This is a genomic window from Catellatospora sp. NPDC049111 (genome assembly GCF_040648615.1).
GTDB lineage: Bacteria > Actinomycetota > Actinomycetes > Mycobacteriales > Micromonosporaceae > Catellatospora > Catellatospora aurea.
Window position 1 is genome coordinate 23,494 of record NZ_JBEZEB010000022.1, and the last position, 14,931, is coordinate 38,424.

General features: G+C 71.9%; 21 protein-coding genes. 14 read left to right on the top strand and 7 right to left on the bottom strand.

Going from position 1 to position 14,931, the window contains the following annotated elements; all coding sequences use genetic code 11:
- The first annotated feature begins 30 nt into the window (after window positions 1-30).
- Window positions 31-309 carry a hypothetical protein gene (locus AB0B66_RS26130; RefSeq protein WP_360534813.1) on the top strand — a complete coding sequence of 93 codons (279 nt, stop codon included), beginning with the start codon at window positions 31-33 and terminating at the stop codon, window positions 307-309.
- Between the two features lie 119 nt (window positions 310-428).
- On the opposite strand, the gene AB0B66_RS26135 is transcribed toward AB0B66_RS26130, so the two are convergent.
- The 7 genes from AB0B66_RS26135 to AB0B66_RS26165 form a co-directional block, all read right to left on the bottom strand.
- Window positions 429-1,760, bottom strand: coding sequence for a wax ester/triacylglycerol synthase family O-acyltransferase (locus AB0B66_RS26135; RefSeq protein WP_360534815.1), 1,332 nt, complete (start codon window positions 1,758-1,760; stop codon window positions 429-431).
- A gap of 177 nt (window positions 1,761-1,937) precedes the next feature.
- Window positions 1,938-2,174 (bottom strand): CsbD family protein, encoded by a 237-nt coding sequence (locus tag AB0B66_RS26140; protein WP_360534816.1) that lies wholly within the window; start codon window positions 2,172-2,174, stop codon window positions 1,938-1,940.
- Between the two features lie 71 nt (window positions 2,175-2,245).
- Window positions 2,246-2,671 carry a cytochrome c oxidase subunit 4 gene (locus AB0B66_RS26145; protein ID WP_360534818.1) on the bottom strand — a complete coding sequence of 142 codons (426 nt, stop codon included), beginning with the start codon at window positions 2,669-2,671 and terminating at the stop codon, window positions 2,246-2,248.
- A gap of 106 nt (window positions 2,672-2,777) precedes the next feature.
- The gene (locus tag AB0B66_RS26150) at window positions 2,778-3,146 is read right to left on the bottom strand and encodes a hypothetical protein (RefSeq protein WP_360534820.1); all 369 of its coding nucleotides are present in this window, start codon (window positions 3,144-3,146) and stop codon (window positions 2,778-2,780) included.
- Window positions 3,147-3,161: 15 nt separating this feature from the next.
- Window positions 3,162-3,944 carry a metallophosphoesterase gene (locus AB0B66_RS26155; protein ID WP_360534822.1) on the bottom strand — a complete coding sequence of 261 codons (783 nt, stop codon included), beginning with the start codon at window positions 3,942-3,944 and terminating at the stop codon, window positions 3,162-3,164.
- Window positions 3,941-4,150, bottom strand: coding sequence for a hypothetical protein (locus AB0B66_RS26160; protein ID WP_360535016.1), 210 nt, complete (start codon window positions 4,148-4,150; stop codon window positions 3,941-3,943). Before AB0B66_RS26160 ends, AB0B66_RS26155 begins: the two co-directional genes overlap by 4 nt.
- A gap of 47 nt (window positions 4,151-4,197) precedes the next feature.
- On the bottom strand, window positions 4,198-4,836 hold the full coding sequence (locus AB0B66_RS26165) for a nucleotidyltransferase family protein (protein WP_360534824.1): 639 nt from the start codon (window positions 4,834-4,836) through the stop codon (window positions 4,198-4,200).
- Between the two features lie 137 nt (window positions 4,837-4,973).
- On the opposite strand from AB0B66_RS26165, the gene AB0B66_RS26170 reads away from it, so the two are divergent.
- The 13 genes from AB0B66_RS26170 (at window position 4,974) to AB0B66_RS26230 (ending at window position 14,869) form a co-directional block, all read left to right on the top strand.
- On the top strand, window positions 4,974-5,429 hold the full coding sequence (locus AB0B66_RS26170; protein WP_360534826.1) for a GNAT family N-acetyltransferase: 456 nt from the start codon (window positions 4,974-4,976) through the stop codon (window positions 5,427-5,429).
- A gap of 96 nt (window positions 5,430-5,525) precedes the next feature.
- Complete coding sequence (locus AB0B66_RS26175) at window positions 5,526-6,101, top strand: YdeI/OmpD-associated family protein (RefSeq protein WP_360534828.1); 576 nt, start codon at window positions 5,526-5,528, stop codon at window positions 6,099-6,101.
- A 68-nt stretch (window positions 6,102-6,169) separates the two neighbouring features.
- A complete protein-coding gene (locus AB0B66_RS26180; RefSeq protein ID WP_360534830.1) occupies window positions 6,170-6,577 on the top strand; it encodes an OsmC family protein in 408 nt (135 codons plus the stop codon).
- A gap of 154 nt (window positions 6,578-6,731) precedes the next feature.
- Window positions 6,732-7,130, top strand: a complete 399-nt coding sequence (locus AB0B66_RS26185) for a DUF1622 domain-containing protein (RefSeq protein WP_360534832.1) — start codon at window positions 6,732-6,734, stop codon at window positions 7,128-7,130.
- Complete coding sequence (locus AB0B66_RS26190; RefSeq protein ID WP_360534834.1) at window positions 7,127-7,405, top strand: DUF1622 domain-containing protein; 279 nt, start codon at window positions 7,127-7,129, stop codon at window positions 7,403-7,405. Before AB0B66_RS26185 ends, AB0B66_RS26190 begins: the two co-directional genes overlap by 4 nt.
- A gap of 114 nt (window positions 7,406-7,519) precedes the next feature.
- Window positions 7,520-8,056 carry a hypothetical protein gene (locus AB0B66_RS26195; protein ID WP_360534836.1) on the top strand — a complete coding sequence of 179 codons (537 nt, stop codon included), beginning with the start codon at window positions 7,520-7,522 and terminating at the stop codon, window positions 8,054-8,056.
- Between the two features lie 259 nt (window positions 8,057-8,315).
- Window positions 8,316-9,428 (top strand): Dyp-type peroxidase, encoded by a 1,113-nt coding sequence (locus AB0B66_RS26200; RefSeq protein ID WP_360534838.1) that lies wholly within the window; start codon window positions 8,316-8,318, stop codon window positions 9,426-9,428.
- Window positions 9,425-10,231: a family 1 encapsulin nanocompartment shell protein gene (locus AB0B66_RS26205; protein WP_360534840.1), complete on the top strand. Its 807-nt coding sequence runs from the start codon at window positions 9,425-9,427 to the stop codon at window positions 10,229-10,231. Before AB0B66_RS26200 ends, AB0B66_RS26205 begins: the two co-directional genes overlap by 4 nt.
- Window positions 10,232-10,337: 106 nt before the next feature.
- Window positions 10,338-11,120 carry an SDR family oxidoreductase gene (locus AB0B66_RS26210; RefSeq protein ID WP_360534842.1) on the top strand — a complete coding sequence of 261 codons (783 nt, stop codon included), beginning with the start codon at window positions 10,338-10,340 and terminating at the stop codon, window positions 11,118-11,120.
- Window positions 11,098-11,496, top strand: coding sequence for a hypothetical protein (locus AB0B66_RS26215; RefSeq protein ID WP_360534844.1), 399 nt, complete (start codon window positions 11,098-11,100; stop codon window positions 11,494-11,496). The genes AB0B66_RS26210 and AB0B66_RS26215 overlap by 23 nt, the downstream gene beginning before the upstream one ends.
- Before the next feature lie 68 nt (window positions 11,497-11,564).
- Window positions 11,565-12,074 (top strand): SigE family RNA polymerase sigma factor, encoded by a 510-nt coding sequence (locus tag AB0B66_RS26220; protein ID WP_360534846.1) that lies wholly within the window; start codon window positions 11,565-11,567, stop codon window positions 12,072-12,074.
- Window positions 12,061-13,260, top strand: coding sequence for a hypothetical protein (locus AB0B66_RS26225; protein WP_360534848.1), 1,200 nt, complete (start codon window positions 12,061-12,063; stop codon window positions 13,258-13,260). The genes AB0B66_RS26220 and AB0B66_RS26225 overlap by 14 nt, the downstream gene beginning before the upstream one ends.
- A gap of 214 nt (window positions 13,261-13,474) precedes the next feature.
- Entirely contained in the window at window positions 13,475-14,869 is a 1,395-nt protein-coding gene (locus tag AB0B66_RS26230) for a family 2B encapsulin nanocompartment shell protein (protein WP_360534850.1), read from the top strand.
- The last annotated feature ends 62 nt before the right edge of the window (window positions 14,870-14,931 follow it).

Genomic DNA, 14,931 nt, shown 5'->3' on the forward strand with positions numbered 1-14,931 from the left:
AACATCAACCTGGGGAGAACGGAGGACCCGATGTCGTCCGATCGTCTGATCAACCGGCGCTTCGAGTACAACGGCCACCACTGCACGGTGGCCGACTACGACGGTGGCAAGCGCCTCGCGATCGTCATGGACGACCAGCCCCACGTGGTCTACTCCGTCAACATCGACCTCAGCGACCGCAACATCGGCCGCCAGCTCGACCTCTACCTGTCCGACGGGCAGTACTACGCCTGGCCGGCCCGCGGCCGCGGCAAGCCGCCCGCGCTGCTCACCCCCGACGCGATGGTGGAACGCACCAAGGAGTCGTGACCGCCGGCGCGGACCCCGCCCGGCCCATGGACCGACGCCATCCAGCGCCTCCAGCGCGCAGATGACGGGAAGGGCACCTTCTACAACGCGGAGCGTTGTGAAGGTGCCCTTCCTTTGGTTCAGGCGTCGAGGTCGGCGAGGGCGAGGGGGAGGGCTTCGGTGAGCTTCTCCATGTCGGGCAGGGCCGCGCCGTCGGCGTAGAGGCCGATGTGGACGCCGTCGCGGTAGCGGGACAGGCCGATCGCCAGGGCGTGGCCGCTGGCCAGCGGGGCGATCGGGTACAGCTCCTCCAGGCGGGCGCCGTTCAGGTGCAGCGGGAGCGGTGGCAGCGGCACGCTGGTCACCACGATGTCGAACAGCAGCGGGGCGGCGTGGGCGGCGAACGGGGCGGCGAGCCGGTTGAGGGCCGACGGGAGCAGACCCGCCAGCACCGGGATCGCGCCCGCGCCGCGGTTCGGACCGGCGGCTTTGTTGCGGTCCATTGCCTCGCGGACCAGGCTCAGCCGACGGGCCGGGTCGGCCTCGCCGACCGGGAGGTCCAGCAGGTACGCCGAGAGCTGGTTGGCGTCGTCGCTGCCGCCCGAGCGCAGCCGCTGGCTGGCCGGGATCAGCGCGCGCAGCACGTCGACCGGCCGGTCGTGGCCGAGCAGCCAGTGCCGCAGCGCCCCGGCGACCACGGCCAGCAGCAGGTCGTTGAGTGTGCCGCCGTGCTTGCGGCGGATGCGCTGCAGCTCGCGGGTCTCCAGGCTGACGAACGCGGCCCGGCGGGTGCCGGACGGGGGTGCCAGCAGCGGGGTCGGCGCGGGGGCGCGCATCTGCCCGACGATCGCCGACGCGATGTCGAACATCCTGCCTGCCCGCCCGACGACGTCGCCGACGACGTGCTCGGGCCGGGTGATCAGCTCGGCCCCCTGCCGGGCCAGCGTCGACAGCGCCGACGGCGCGCTCCGGGGAGCCTGCGGCGGCTCGTCGGCGAGCAGGTCGCCGCCGTCGAGCAGGCCGAGTCCGATCCCGACCGCGCCCTGACCGTCGCACAGCGCGTGGTGCATCTTGGCCAGCAGCGCGAACCGGCCCCCGGCCAGGCCGCTGACCAGGTGCAGCTGCCACAGCGGGCGGTTGCGGTCCAGCGGGGCCGTCATCAGGTCGGAGACGAGCGCGGCCAGGTCGTCGCGGCCGCCGGCCTCCAGGCGGTGGTGGAAGATGTGGTTGCGGGCGTTGAAGACCGGGTCCTCGCTCCACGCCGCGCCACCGAGCCCGGCGGGGCCGATCTTGCGCCGCATCCGGGGCACCCGGCTGGCCCGCTGCGCGAGCAGCGCCACCAGTTCGTCGGGGCTTACAGACTCGGCCGGGTGGAACACCGCGACCGCGCCCAGATGCATGGGCGAAGCGGTGTTCTCCAGGCACAGAAACGACATGTCCAGAGCGCTGAGCCGCCCGTCCACCATGGCCATCCTCGCGTCGTCGGGTGACGTGGTCGGCCTGCCGAGCGGCTGCGCTGCCGCGTCGAGGCGACCTGACCTTGATACAACGTCTGAGACCACGTTAAGGCTGCGGTTTGTCGGCGCTGTTACAGGCCTGTATGAAGGTGTCGCCGGACACCCCCGGATCGCATCATCGCTGGTGGATTGCTAGGCGTCGTCGCGGCGTTCCAGGCGCAGCCGCTCGTCGTGGCTGATGTGCCCGGTCGCCTCCTGCGCCTTGGCGACGTCCTTGGCCCGCTGCCGGGCCTCGTCCTCGTCGACCGCGGCCACCCGGGCCCGGCCTTCGCGCTCCCAGCGCTCGTTGTGGGTGACCTTGCCGGCCACCTCTTCGGCCTTGCCGGCCACCCGCTGAGACATGTTGTGGATCTTCTCGTCGAATCCCATCGCCCTCGCCTCCGCTCCGCGCTCCACCGGCGCGATTGCGTCCCCTCCTCGATTATGGCGCGTGCGGGGCTTCAGTGCTCGGCTGTCCGCCGAGTGCCGGTGTAGTACTCGAACAGCAGCGCCGACGCGGTCACGATGGTCGCGATGATCCCGACAGCGATCAGCCACCACATCCAGAACACCAGCCCCAGCGAGGCGATCAGGGCGGCGAGCGCGATGCCGAACGGCCAGTAGCTGCCGGGACTGAAGAAGCCGATCTCGCCGGCGCCCTCGGCGATGTCGCCGTCGAGGCGGTCCTCAGGGCGCGGCTCGATGCGGCGGGAGACGAACCAGAAGTAGCCGCCGCACATCAGGCACAGCAGGCCGCTGAGGGTCAGCGCGGTGGTGCCGATCCAGTCGTACTGCGGCAGCGCCGCACCGCTCCAGAACCAGTACACGACCGCGGTCACGAACAGGAACGCGGCCACCCCGAGAAACAGCCGGTACTCGGTCTTCATCGCGATCCCCCGGAAGGCTTGCCGAAACGCAGAGGCGGGCGTGGGGGGCGAGTGCAAGTTAGCACCGGTCCCACCGCGCCCGCCCGGGTTCCGGCGGTTCGGCGTGTCAGCCGACGAACAGCTGCTCGGACTGCTCCTTGTTGTGGCTGAGCTGGCGGCGCAGCGAGGCGACCGCCTCGTCGACCGGGTGCCCGCGCAGCAGCTCCGCGACCGCGAAGCCGGCCAGCGCGCCGATCCCGGCAGCCGCCACCACCCATCCCCAGCGCATCGGAGCAGGCCGGCCCGCGAGCGCGTCGAGGGCCAGCGAGGCCCGGTGCCGCGCCTCGGAGCCGGTGTCGGACAGCGTGCTGCGCATGCTCCCCGCCTTCTCCCTCGCCCGTTCGGCTGCCACGTCACGGGTGCTGCCCAACCCGTGCAGGAACTCGTTCCAGGTGGCCGAGGCGACACTGTCGTTGTTCCGGGTACGGAGGAACATCATGATCTCCTGACGTCAGACGTCGTGCGACATCGTGTCGATACCCCGGCCGGCACCCTGCGAAACGGGCGTTCGGGCCGGTGGGGCCGCTTCCAGCTGATAGACGCTGTAGGCCTGACGGATCACCGGGTGCGCCACGTTGCGCACGCGCACCCCGCCCGGGGTCACCCCGCGCTCCACGCCCGCGTGCGCGTGCCCGTGCACGGCCAGCGAGGTGGGCGCCGAGTCGATCGCCTGGCCCAGCAGGTATGAGCCCAGGAACGGGTAGATCTCCAGCGGTTCGCCCAGTAGGGTGTCCGGCACCGGCGCGTAGTGCGTGAGGGCGACGAGCACGTCGGCGTCCAGCGACAGCAGGGCGGCCTGCAGGCGGGTCGCGGCTTTCTCGGTCGTCCGCACGAAATCCTTGATCTCCTGCTCGCCGAACATCGACGCGCAGCGCCCCGCGAAACCGCCGCCGAAGCCCTTGATCCCGGCCACGCCGAGTTTCACGTCCCGGCAGCTGATGGTGATGCCGTCGCCCTCCAGCACCGTGATGCCGCCGGCGGCCAGCACCTTGGTGACCTCGCGCTGCTGGTCGCTGTGGTAGTCGTGGTTGCCCAGCACGGCCACGACCGGCACCGGCAGGTCGCCGAACTCGCGGGCCACGCACTCGGCCTCGTTGACGGTGCCGTGCCGGGTCAGGTCACCGGCCAGCAGCAGCACGTCGGCGCGCTCGCCGAGCTGCTCCAGGGACGGGCGGTACCGGCCGAGCACGTCCACGTCCATGTGCACGTCGCCGACCGCCGCCACCCGGATCACGTGATCACCTCGGGCTCGGACGGTCCTGCCACCGCCGTCACCACGATGTCGTTGTGCACGTGCTTGTCCGGGAACATCGCCGCCACCCGCTCCCCGATCGCGTCGCGCCGGTGCGCTGTCTCGACCTGGCCGCGCAGCAGCACCGCGCCGTCCCGGCGGATCACCTCGATGCCCTGCTCGCAGATCGTGCCGTCCTCGGTCAGCATGCGGTGCACCTCGGCGTCGGCGTACTCGTCGACCACTCTGGGCTCGCTCACCATGCCCCCGTCCTGTCCGCTCCGGCAGGCACCGACGCCTGCGTGGGTCGCTCGTGCTGCTCGTGCGCGCCGCCCTCGGCCGCCGGCGGGATGATCTCCAGCAGGCTCAGCAGGTAGAGGCACGCCTCGGCGTACACCGAGTGGGCCGTGTCGCGGCGCACCTGCTCCCAGTCGATCTGCTCGCGCAGCGAGCGGGCCAGCGGCAGCGCCCGGGAGTAGTCGCAGTGGTGCTGGGAGAAGGTCAGCAGCTTGTGCTCCATCAGCATGGTCGCCGACAGCACGGGGATGTGCAGCGCGCCGACCGGCACGATCGAGCTCTCCGCCAGCACCTCCTCGGTCACCTGGCGCTGCACCGGCCGGAAGATCAGATCCACCAGCCGGTCCTCGTCGTACACCTTCACCAGCCAGTCCTCGGGGGGACGCTCGGTCCGGAAGCCCTCCTCGGCGTACGCCTGCAGGGTCCGCTCGACGTCCTCCTCACGGATGACGAAGTCCACGTCATGCTCGCTGGAGGTGCCGCCACGGGCGTAGACCGCGAACCCGCCCGCCAGTGCGAAGGGCACCTCGGCGCGGCGCAGCACGCTGGCCGCACGCTTCATCGTCTCCAGGAGCTCTGCACTGATCTCGCTGAGCATGGGGTCGCTATACCCCAAGCCCCCACCCCTCACACCTGACGAAGGAAGGGCACCTTCTTATCGCCATGGGTAGAGCAAGGGCACCCTCTTAACCCCGCACCGCCGATGACCGGCCGTGAGTGGCATGATCGCTTGCTGTGGCGGTCGAGATACGGCAGCGGCGGGACGAAGACCTCGACGGGTGCGTGGCGGCTCTGTCCGCGGTGCACCACGGCGGCGGGGGTTACCCGACGCGCTGGCCGGACAGCCCGCACCGGTGGCTCAGCCCGCCCGACGCAGCGCGCACCTGGGTCGCCGTCGAGGGTTCGGCGATCGTCGGGCACATCATGGTCCGCGTCGGCGAGCACGGCGGCGCGGAGATCAGCCGCCTGTTCGTCGCACCCGCCGCGCAGGGCGCCGGCCTGGCCAAGGCGCTGCTCGCCGAGGCCCGCGCGTACGCCGCCGACAGCGGCCTGACCCTCACCCTCCAGGTCACCACCGGGCAGGACGCCGCCATCGCCCTGTACGAGCGCACCGGCTGGCGCCGCACCGGCACGGTGTTCGGCTGGACCACCCCCTCCGGCGACGTCTACCTGCACCAGTACACCGCCTGACCGGCACACCGGCTGACCGGCGCGCTCCCGCACCGTCCGGACCGCGCCGCCGCCTGAACGCCGGGGACTGTCGGACCCGCGTGTTTGACTGGCCCGATGGCCGCCGAAACACCCACGCTGACCTTCGAGAACGCCGACGCCTTCGAGCAGTGGCTCGCCGCCCAGCCCGCCGGCAGCGCCGGCGTATGGCTCAAGCTGGCGAAGAAGGCCTCCGGCGTGCCGTCGGTCGACTACGCGCAGGCGCTCGACGTGGCGCTGTGCCACGGCTGGATCGACGGGCCGAAATCAGGCGTCGACGACGTGTACTGGCTGCAGAAGTTCACCCCGCGCCGGGCCCACAGCCGTTGGTCGAAGATCAACCGCGACAAGGCGGCGGCGCTGATCGCGTCGGGCCGGATGCGTCCGGCAGGGCTGGCCGAGATCGAACGAGCGCAGGCCGACGGGCGCTGGGAGGCCGCCTACGACGGCATGCGCACGGCGGAGGTCCCCGACGATCTCGCCGAGGCGCTGGCCGCCAACCCGGCAGCGCAGGACTTCTTCGCCACCCTCGACCGGCAGAACCGGTACGCGATCCTGTACCGCGTCCAGGACGCCAAGCGACCGGAGACCCGGGCCAGGCGGATCGCCCAGTACGTCGAAATGCTCGCGGAGGGTCGCAAGATCTACCCGTGACCACCGGCGCCCGGTGGGCCGCGAGCCAAGCGCACCGGGGCCGCGGGCTCGCCGGTAGCATGGCGATCATGGCAACGGTAAGGGTCGAACGCACCGACGACGGTTTCATCGCCACCAACGAGCGCGGGGCCTCGGTCGCCGTGGGCAGCTCCGATCAGGACGGCGTGTTCTCGCCGGTCGAGCTGCTGCTCGTGGCCCTGGGCGGCTGCGAGATCGTCACCGTCGAGCCGCTGACCGCCAAGCGCGGCCACCGCCTGGTCAAGCTGGCGGTGCGCGTCGACGCCGAGAAGGTCGCGCCGACGAAGCTCGGGCCGATCACGGCGACGTACGAGATCGAGCTGCCGCCCGGCGACGACAAGGCCGCCGAGGTCTTCGAGTCCGTGGCCCACCGGGTGCACGAGAACCACTGCACCGTCGGCCGCGCCCTGCGCGAGGGCACCGAGACGATCCAGATCCTCCCGCCCCGCGCCGCCTGACCGCGCGGGCCCGCCCGCGCCGCTTGATCGTCGGACTTGCCCGGCACCTGTGCGTATCTTGAGCGCTCATACGCACGACTGCCTGGCAAGTCCGACGATCAAGGCGGGTCGCGGCGTAGCGTGAGGGCACACAAGGGACCGGTGGGGGCGGTCGATGGAGCACCCGTGGGGCCAGGCAGCGCTGGCCAACCTCGTCGATCTGCTGGTCATGCTGGTCGAGGCGGCCGGCGCGATCGTCATCTTCATCGGCGCGAGCGTCGCGTTCGTCCAGTTCGTCGGCTCAGCGATCCGCGGGCGGCACACCGTCGACTTCGTACCGATCCGGCTGGGACTCGGCCGCTTCCTCACCCTCGGCCTGGAGTTCCAGCTCGCCGGCGACATCCTGCGCACCGCGGTCTCGCCCACCCTGCGCGAGATCGCCGAACTCGCCGCGATCGCCACGATCCGCACCGCGCTGAACTACTTCCTCACCAAGGAGATCCAGGAGGCCCGCGCCGAGCTGAGCGGCCGCGTCGAGGTCACCGCGCCCGGCCCGGCGCGGGGCACGCCGTGACCCTGCTGCCGGAAGAGGTGGTACGCGGCGCGGCACAGCTCTGCGTGGCGGCGGGTTTCACGGCCGGGGCGCTGATGTTCGCGCGGTGCCGATCCGGCCGGATGGCCCTGGCGGTGGCGCTGGACTTCTGGCTGGCGGCGGGACTGCTCAACCTGTCCGTGGCCACGACGTGGACGGCGATCCTCGCCGCGACGGCGATCGTGGGGCTGCGCCGCATGCTCAAGCTGGCCCTCTCCCAGGGCGCACACCCAGCCGCCGGAGACCGGCCGGGCTGAGGCGACCGCTCGCTCACGGCGAGAGGCCGGCAGACCGTTGCCCGCCACGCCGGGCCGCCCGGCGGGTGCCGCGTCGAGGAAGGACTGACGGGGGTCGCCGGTACGGTGCCTCGCATGCGTGATGAGGACCTGCTGCGGCAGATACAGGACGAGCAGTGGATCGCCGACCTGCTCGTCCGGTTCGACTTCGACCTTCGGCGGGCCGCGAACGGGCCCGTCGAGGCGGTGCGGCTGGCGGACGGCGGTGCTCTGGAGATGATCGCCGGTGACGCGTCCGGCGGCGCGTTCATGCTGGCCGGGCCGCCGGCCGACAACCGGCCGGTGGTCTACGCGGGCTCCGAGGGCGAGGGCGGGCTGATCGCCGCGGATCTGCGCACGGCGCTGGCGCTGGTGGTGGGGCTGCCCAGCCTGCACGACGCCACCTCGATGCCGTACGGCGACGGCGCGGCGCTACGCGAGTGGCTCGCGTTCGCCGACGACGAGATCCGCGAGGACTGGCCCGACCTGGACGACGACCGGGCCCGGTTGCGTGAAGCGCTGGGCCTGCCCGAGGCGGCCGGCCTGCTGGCGGAGCTGCACGCCGCGGCGGCCGACGAGCGCTACCTGCCGGTCAGCGACCTCGGCGACGTGTACGAGCCGCTGACCGCCTGACGCCGGCCCGGACGGGCGACGCGCCCAAACCGCGGCTCTCGGGCCCATCCCCGCAGGCCGCGGGCTTAAGTGGTTAGGAAGGGCACCTTCTACATCGCGTAGCGATGGGAAGGTGCCCTTCCTTTCGCACATTCCGGGGGTGCGGCCGAACGCGACGTGACACGATCCGGAAAGGGCCGTGACCTGCCGCGCGACGGTGCTCGGCCGGATGGCGACCGCGGCCCGCCCCGTCGCCTGACTGTCCTGATCGGGAGGTCCTGTGGGCAGTGTCGAGTCGCAGCCGGTGCTGACGGGAATCACCGAGGCCGCCGTGTTCCTGGTCGTCACCGTGCGCGACGGCGCCGAGGACGACGTCCGGGACCTGCTCGGCGATGTCGCCAGCCTGGCCCGTGCGGTCGGGTTCCGGGTGCCGGACGGGCAGTTGCAGTGCGTGGTCGGCATCGGGTCGCTGCTGTGGGACCGGTTGTTCAGCGGACCGCGGCCGGCGGGCCTGCATCCGTTCCAGGAGCTCACCGGGCCGCGCCACGTCGCCGTCGCCACCCCCGGCGATCTGCTGTTCCACCTGCGGGCCCGGCGCATGGACCTGTGCTTCGAGCTGGCCAAGCAGTTCATGGCCCGGCTCGACGGCCGGGTCGACGTCGCCGACGAGACGCACGGCTTCAAGTACTTCGACGAGCGCGATCTGCTCGGCTTCGTCGACGGCACGGAGAACCCGACCGGCCTGGCCGCCGCCAGGGCCGCCCTGATCGGCGACGAGGATCCGGACTTCACCGGCGGCAGTTACGTCATCGTGCAGAAGTACCTGCACGACATGGCCGCCTGGAACGCGATCTCGGTGGCCGAGCAGGAGCGGGTCATCGGCCGGACCAAGCTCGACGACATCGAGTTCCCCGACGAGGCCAAACCGGCCGACTCCCACCTGACGCTGAACACGATCACCGACGCCGACGGCACCGAGCGCAAGATCGTGCGGGACAACATGCCGTTCGGTTCGCCCGGCGCGGGCGAGTTCGGCACCTACTTCATCGGGTACGCGGGCACGCCCGAGGTCACCGAGCAGATGCTGCGCAACATGTTCCTCGGCGACCCGCCCGGGACCACCGATCGCATCCTGGACTTCTCCACCGCGGTGACGGGCGGCCTGTTCTTCGTGCCGTCGGCGGACCTGCTCGACGACCTGCCACCGTCCGCCGGGGCCGTGGCCGGGGCCGGGGCCGGTCAGGCGGCGGACGCGGCCCCGGCGGTGGAACTCGGGCCGGTGGGTGTGCCCGGCGCGCTGGCCGTCGCCCGGGGCACGGCGGCGACGGCGGAACAGGCGGAGCCGGGCGACACCTCGCTGGGCATCGGGAGTCTGAAGGGAAGCCGCGCATGAACAACCTGCATCGTGAACTCGCCCCGATCTCGGACGAGGCGTGGGAGGACCTGGAGGCCGAGGCGCGGCGCACCTTCACCCGGCACGTGGCGGGCCGCCGCGCCGTCGACGTGATCGGGCCCGGGGGCCTGGCGCAGGCCGCGGTCGGCACCGGGCACCTGCGTCCGGCCGGCGGCTCGGGTGGCGCGGTGCAGGCACGGGTACGCGAGGCCCGGCCGCTGGTCGAGTTCCGGGCGCCGTTCACGGTGAGCCGGCAGGCGGTCGACGACGTCGCCCGCGGGGCGAAGGACCCGGACTGGCAGCCGGTCAAGGACGCCGCGAAGCAGATCGCGTTCGCCGAGGACGGCATGGTCTTCGACGGCTTCGCCGACGCCGGGGTGGTCGGCATCAGGCAGGCGGCGTCGAACCCGCCGATCGCGCTGCCCGCCGACGCCGCGATGTACCCCGACGCGGTCGCCCAGGCGATGACGGAGCTGCGCCTGGCGGGGGTGGCCGGCCCGTACACGCTGCTGCTCAGCGCGGACGCCTACACGGCGGTCGCGGAGACCACCGACCACGGTTACCCGATCCGGGAGCACATCTCGCGAGTGCTGGGCAAGGAGAGCCACATCATCTGGGCTCCGGCGCTCACCGGCGGTCTGCTGCTGTCCGCCCGCGGCGGCGACTACGAGCTGCACCTGGGCCAGGACCTGTCGATCGGCTACCTGTCCCACGACGCGTCTGAGGTCCAGCTGTACTTCCAGGAGTCCCTGACCTTCTTCACCCAGACCACCGAAGCCGGCGTCGAACTCACCCCGGCCTGACCGCCGGTGGCTTTTTGAGAGTTGCGGCAGGTGGGGGGTGTCGGACGTGGCACGATTCCGGTGAGGAGGCGTGCGGTGACGCGCCCGCCCGCGTGAGGGGATTTCGATGATGCTCTCCGGCAAACGCGCCCTGGTCTTCGCCGCCGACGAGCGGCTCGCCGAGACCGTGGCCCGGCACCTGGGCAGGCTGGGCGCCGAGGTGTGGGTCAGCGGGCTGGACACCGAGGCCGTCGAGGCGCTCGCCGAGAAGATCCATGCCGACGGCGGCGAGGCCCACCCGGCCACCGTCGATCCCTGCGACCCACACCACGTGCGCGAATACGTCACCGCCGTCGCGTCGAAGGGCCCGGTCGACGTGTGCTTCAACGGCTTCGAGCTGCCCGCGCACGCCGCGGGCGTCGGCGTGCCCTACCGCGATCTGGACCCGGCCGTGCTCACCGAGGCCCTCGGCGAGGTGATCGGCGGGCAGTTCCTGACCGCCCGGGAGGCGGCCCGGGTGATGGTCCCGGCCGGGCGCGGTTCGATCATCACGGTCGGCTCGACGAACGGCAGCAGCGGCCGCCCGCACACCGGTGCGCTCGGCGCGGTGGCCGGCGCGCTGGAGGCGCTGTCGCGCAGCATGGCCAGCGAGTACGGCCCGGCGGGGGTGCGGGTCAACCATGTGCGGGCCACCCGGCTGTCCGGCGGCCCGATGTACTACGAGAACGCGCTGGGCCGGCCGGTGACCGCGGACGAGGTCGCCGGGGCGGTGGCCTGGCTGTCGTCCGACGCGTCCGGCGGCGTGACCGGACAGGTGATCGAGGTCAGCGGTGGGGAGCACGGGCTCAGTGAGGCCGTGGCCGCCCGCGGGCCGAGGAGGGAGCGCCATGTCGAACTCGATCTACCATGACGAATACGGCACGATCAGCCGCGACGACGGCCGTTCGCTGCTGGAGCTGACCTGGTCACCGGCCACCGACCACATCAGCGAGGCCGAGTTCAAGGCGCTGATGTCGCGCTTCGCGCAGACCGCCGAGCAGCTGCCCACCCGCTACGCCGTGGTCGACGCGCGCGAGCTGCACCACCGGCCCGACGCCGACTTCGACAGCTGGTACGACCAGCACGTCGTGCCCTCGTTCGACCGGGCCGGGCTGGCGAAACTCGCCTACCTGACGCGTCCCGCCGAGGCGGCCGAGGCCGAGCCGGTGCCCGAGGGACCGGCCTCGTTCCCGACCGGGTACTTCGACTCGATGCAGTCCGTGGAGGATTGGCTCAAGACCGGCTGAGATCTTCCGGGTGACGGTGCAACAGGCCGCCTGCCTCCGGCGTACTTACCGGGTGGAGGTGGCGACTGGTGCCGGATCATTCGTTCGACGACTTCGTCCATGCCGCCCTGCCCGCGCTCAGCCGCTACGCGTACGCCCTGACCGGCGAACGGGTGGCCGGGGAGGACCTGATCCAGGACACCCTGGTCAAGGTCGCCGGAGCGTGGCGGCGGGTGAACCGCGACGGCAGCGCGCTGGCGTACGCGCGCACGACGATGCTCAACACATACCTGAGCGCGTGGCGTATCCGCCGCAGGCGGCCCGCGAGCGTGCCGTTGGAGGTCGACTGGCCCGGGCCTGACGCGTACGGCCCGGTCGATGTGCGTGATCAGTTGCGGCGGGCGCTGGACGCGCTGCCGCGGGCCCAGCGCGCGGTGCTGGTGCTCGGTTTTCTCGACGATCTGTCCGATGAGGAGATCGCCTTGATGCTGGACCGCCGCCCGGCCACGGTGCGCTCGCTGCGCCACCGGGGTCTGGCGGCGCTGCGCCGACAGCTCGACAACGACCAGGTGGAGGGCGGCTCGTATGCACGACGTTGAACAGCTGCTGCGCGACGAGCTGCACCGGCGCTCGGCGCTGCCCGCCCCGTCCGGGGCCGCGGTGGTCACCGCGGTGCACGGCCTGCGCCGCCGGCGGCGGATCACCGCGGTCGCGGCGCTGGGCGCGGTCGCGGTGCTGGCCACGCTGGCCGGGACGATCTCCGCGTTGCGGCCCACGGCGGGCTCGGTGCCACCGGCGTTCCCGCCGTCGTCACCGGCCGCCGAGGTGTCGCTGACCGAGTCGCCGGAGGTCTGGTTCGCCGACGCCGACCACGGGTTCGCGCTCGCCCGTGCTTGCCCGGCGGACCCCTGCCAGCTCTATCTCGCGCGGACGGAGGACGGCGGCGCATCCTGGCAGCGGCACGCCGTGCCGGGCGAGACGATGCCCGCCGACCAGCGCAGCCCGCTGCTCAATCTGCGTGTGCTCAGCGCCACCACCGTCGCGCTGGACAGCTACGACGGCACGCGCCGAAGGTTCACCACCGACGGCGGCCGGACCTGGACCTCGCCGCCGATGGAGCCGCAGGGCACGGTTCTGGAGATCCCGGAGGGCGGGCTCGCCGAGGTGCGGTCGAACACGGGCAGGCCCATCGACATCGTGGTGCTGCGTCCGGACGGAAGCTCCGCGCTGCTCGCGACGCCACCGCTGACCAAGCCGTTGACCTCGATGTGGACCAAGGTGGTGCGCGGTGACGACGGCAGCGCCTGGGTGCACGGCGGGGACGACGCCAAGACCTGGCTGTGGGTCAGCCGCGACCGTGGCCGCACCTGGCGGGACGTGCCGCTGCCCGGCGACGCCGCGCGGGCGGGCGCGGGCCAGAGGCCCTATGTCGATCACGGCCGGATCTTGTACGTCGTCGAGTCGTCCCCGAAGCGCCGGGTGTGGCGCACCACCGACGACGGCGCGCACTGGGCCGACCTGGGCAAGGACCTGCCACCGGACCCCACCGGCGACGCCGGGCTGGGCGCGGTGGTCTGCTTCGACGGCACCCTGCTGGTGTACGAGCCGCTTTCGGGCGCGGTCTACCGGGCCATGCCGTCCGAGGCGACGCTGGGCAGGGTGGGCGACGCGCCGCTCTGGGACCGGTTCGGCGCCCGCTACCTGCGAGGCGCCGGGCGCAAGACGTTCGAGCCGCCCTTCGAGCACTCCCTCGACGGGCTGACCTGGACCGAGCTGAAGCTGTAACCGGGCACCGATCAAGGCTCCGTTCACGCCGCTCACCCGGCGGGGACGGAGCCTTGGTCATGTCCGGGGGCGGCCGCACCCTAGCAGAGCAGGATCACCACTTCCAGACCTTTCGTTCATACCACTTGAACACTAAGAATTAGTGCGAACCGGACACACCGGCGGGAAGACTCCAGCCGGTTCGTACTACCAGAGGTGGGTGATGGTGGTGTCTGTGGATTCCTCCGCGGAAGTCGAGAGTGGACAGGCACGATCGAGTCTGGCCACGGCCGCGGCTCGCAACCTGGCGACGACGACGAAGTCGGCGCCGCAGATGCAGGAGATCTCGTCCCGGTGGCTGCTGCGCATGCTCCCGTGGGTGCAGGTCAAGGGCGGCACCTACCGGGTCAACCGGCGGCTGAGCTACGCCGTCGGCGACGGCCGGGTCAGCTTCACGACAGTCGGCGCGCAGGTCAAGGTCGTGCCGCCGGAGCTGTGTGAGCTGCCCCTGCTGCGCGACTTCGAGGACCTAGGCGTGCTGGGCGCGCTGGCCGACCGCTTCACGCAGGCGGAGTACGCCCCCGGCGACGTCATCGTGGAGGCCGGCCGCCCCGCCGACCAGGTGCACCTGATCGCGCACGGCAAGGTCAACAAGATGGGCACCGGCAAGTACGGCGACCGCATCGTGCTCGGCGTGCTCGCCGACGGCGAGTACTTCGGCGACCAGTCGCTGACCAAGCTCGGCAGCACCTGGGACGTCACCGTCAAGGCGGTGACCAGCTGCATCGTCATGTCCATGAGCCGGGCGGCGTTCGACGAGGTCGTCGGGCAGTCCGAGCTGCTGCGCGACCACGTGCGGCGGTTCCAGGCCAACCCGGTCCCGCCGCAGAACAAGCACGGCGAGGCCGCGATCGAGATCTCGGCCGGCCACGTCGGCGAGGCGCAGCTGCCCGGCACGTTCGTCGACTACGAGCTGACCCCCCGGGAGTACGAGCTCAGCGTCGCGCAGACCGTGCTCCAGGTGCACACCCGGGTCGCCGACCTCTACAACGAGCCGATGAACCAGATCGAGCAGCAGCTCCGGCTGACCATCGAGGCCCTCAAGGAGCGCCAGGAGCACGAGCTGATCAACCACCGGGAGTTCGGCCTGCTCCACAACGCCGACCTCAAGCAGCGCATACACACCAGGTCCGGGCCGCCGACCCCCGACGACCTGGACGAGCTGCTCAGCCGGCGGCGCAGCTCGCACCTGTTCCTGGCGCACCCGCAGGCCATCGCCGCCTTCGGCCGCGAGTGCACCCGCCGGGGCATCTACCCGCAGGGCGTGGAGATCAACGGCAGCACCGTGCCCGCCTGGCGCGGCGTGCCGCTGCTCCCGTGCAACAAGATCCCGGTGAGCCCGACCCGGACCACCTCGATCCTGGTCATGCGCCTCGGCGAGGCCGAACAGGGCGTCATCGGCCTGCACCAGACCGGCCTGCCGGACGAGTACCAGCCGAGCCTGTCTGTGCGCTTCATGGGCATCAACGACAAGGCCATCCTGTCGTACCTGGTCAGCGCCTACTACTCGGCCGCGGTGCTGGTCCCCGACGCGCTCGGGGTGCTGGAGAACGTGGAACTCGGCCACTGATCCGCCGCCGGGCACCTTGCGGGCGTGTGCGCACGTTGGACAGGGTGCCCGGCGTTTCCTGT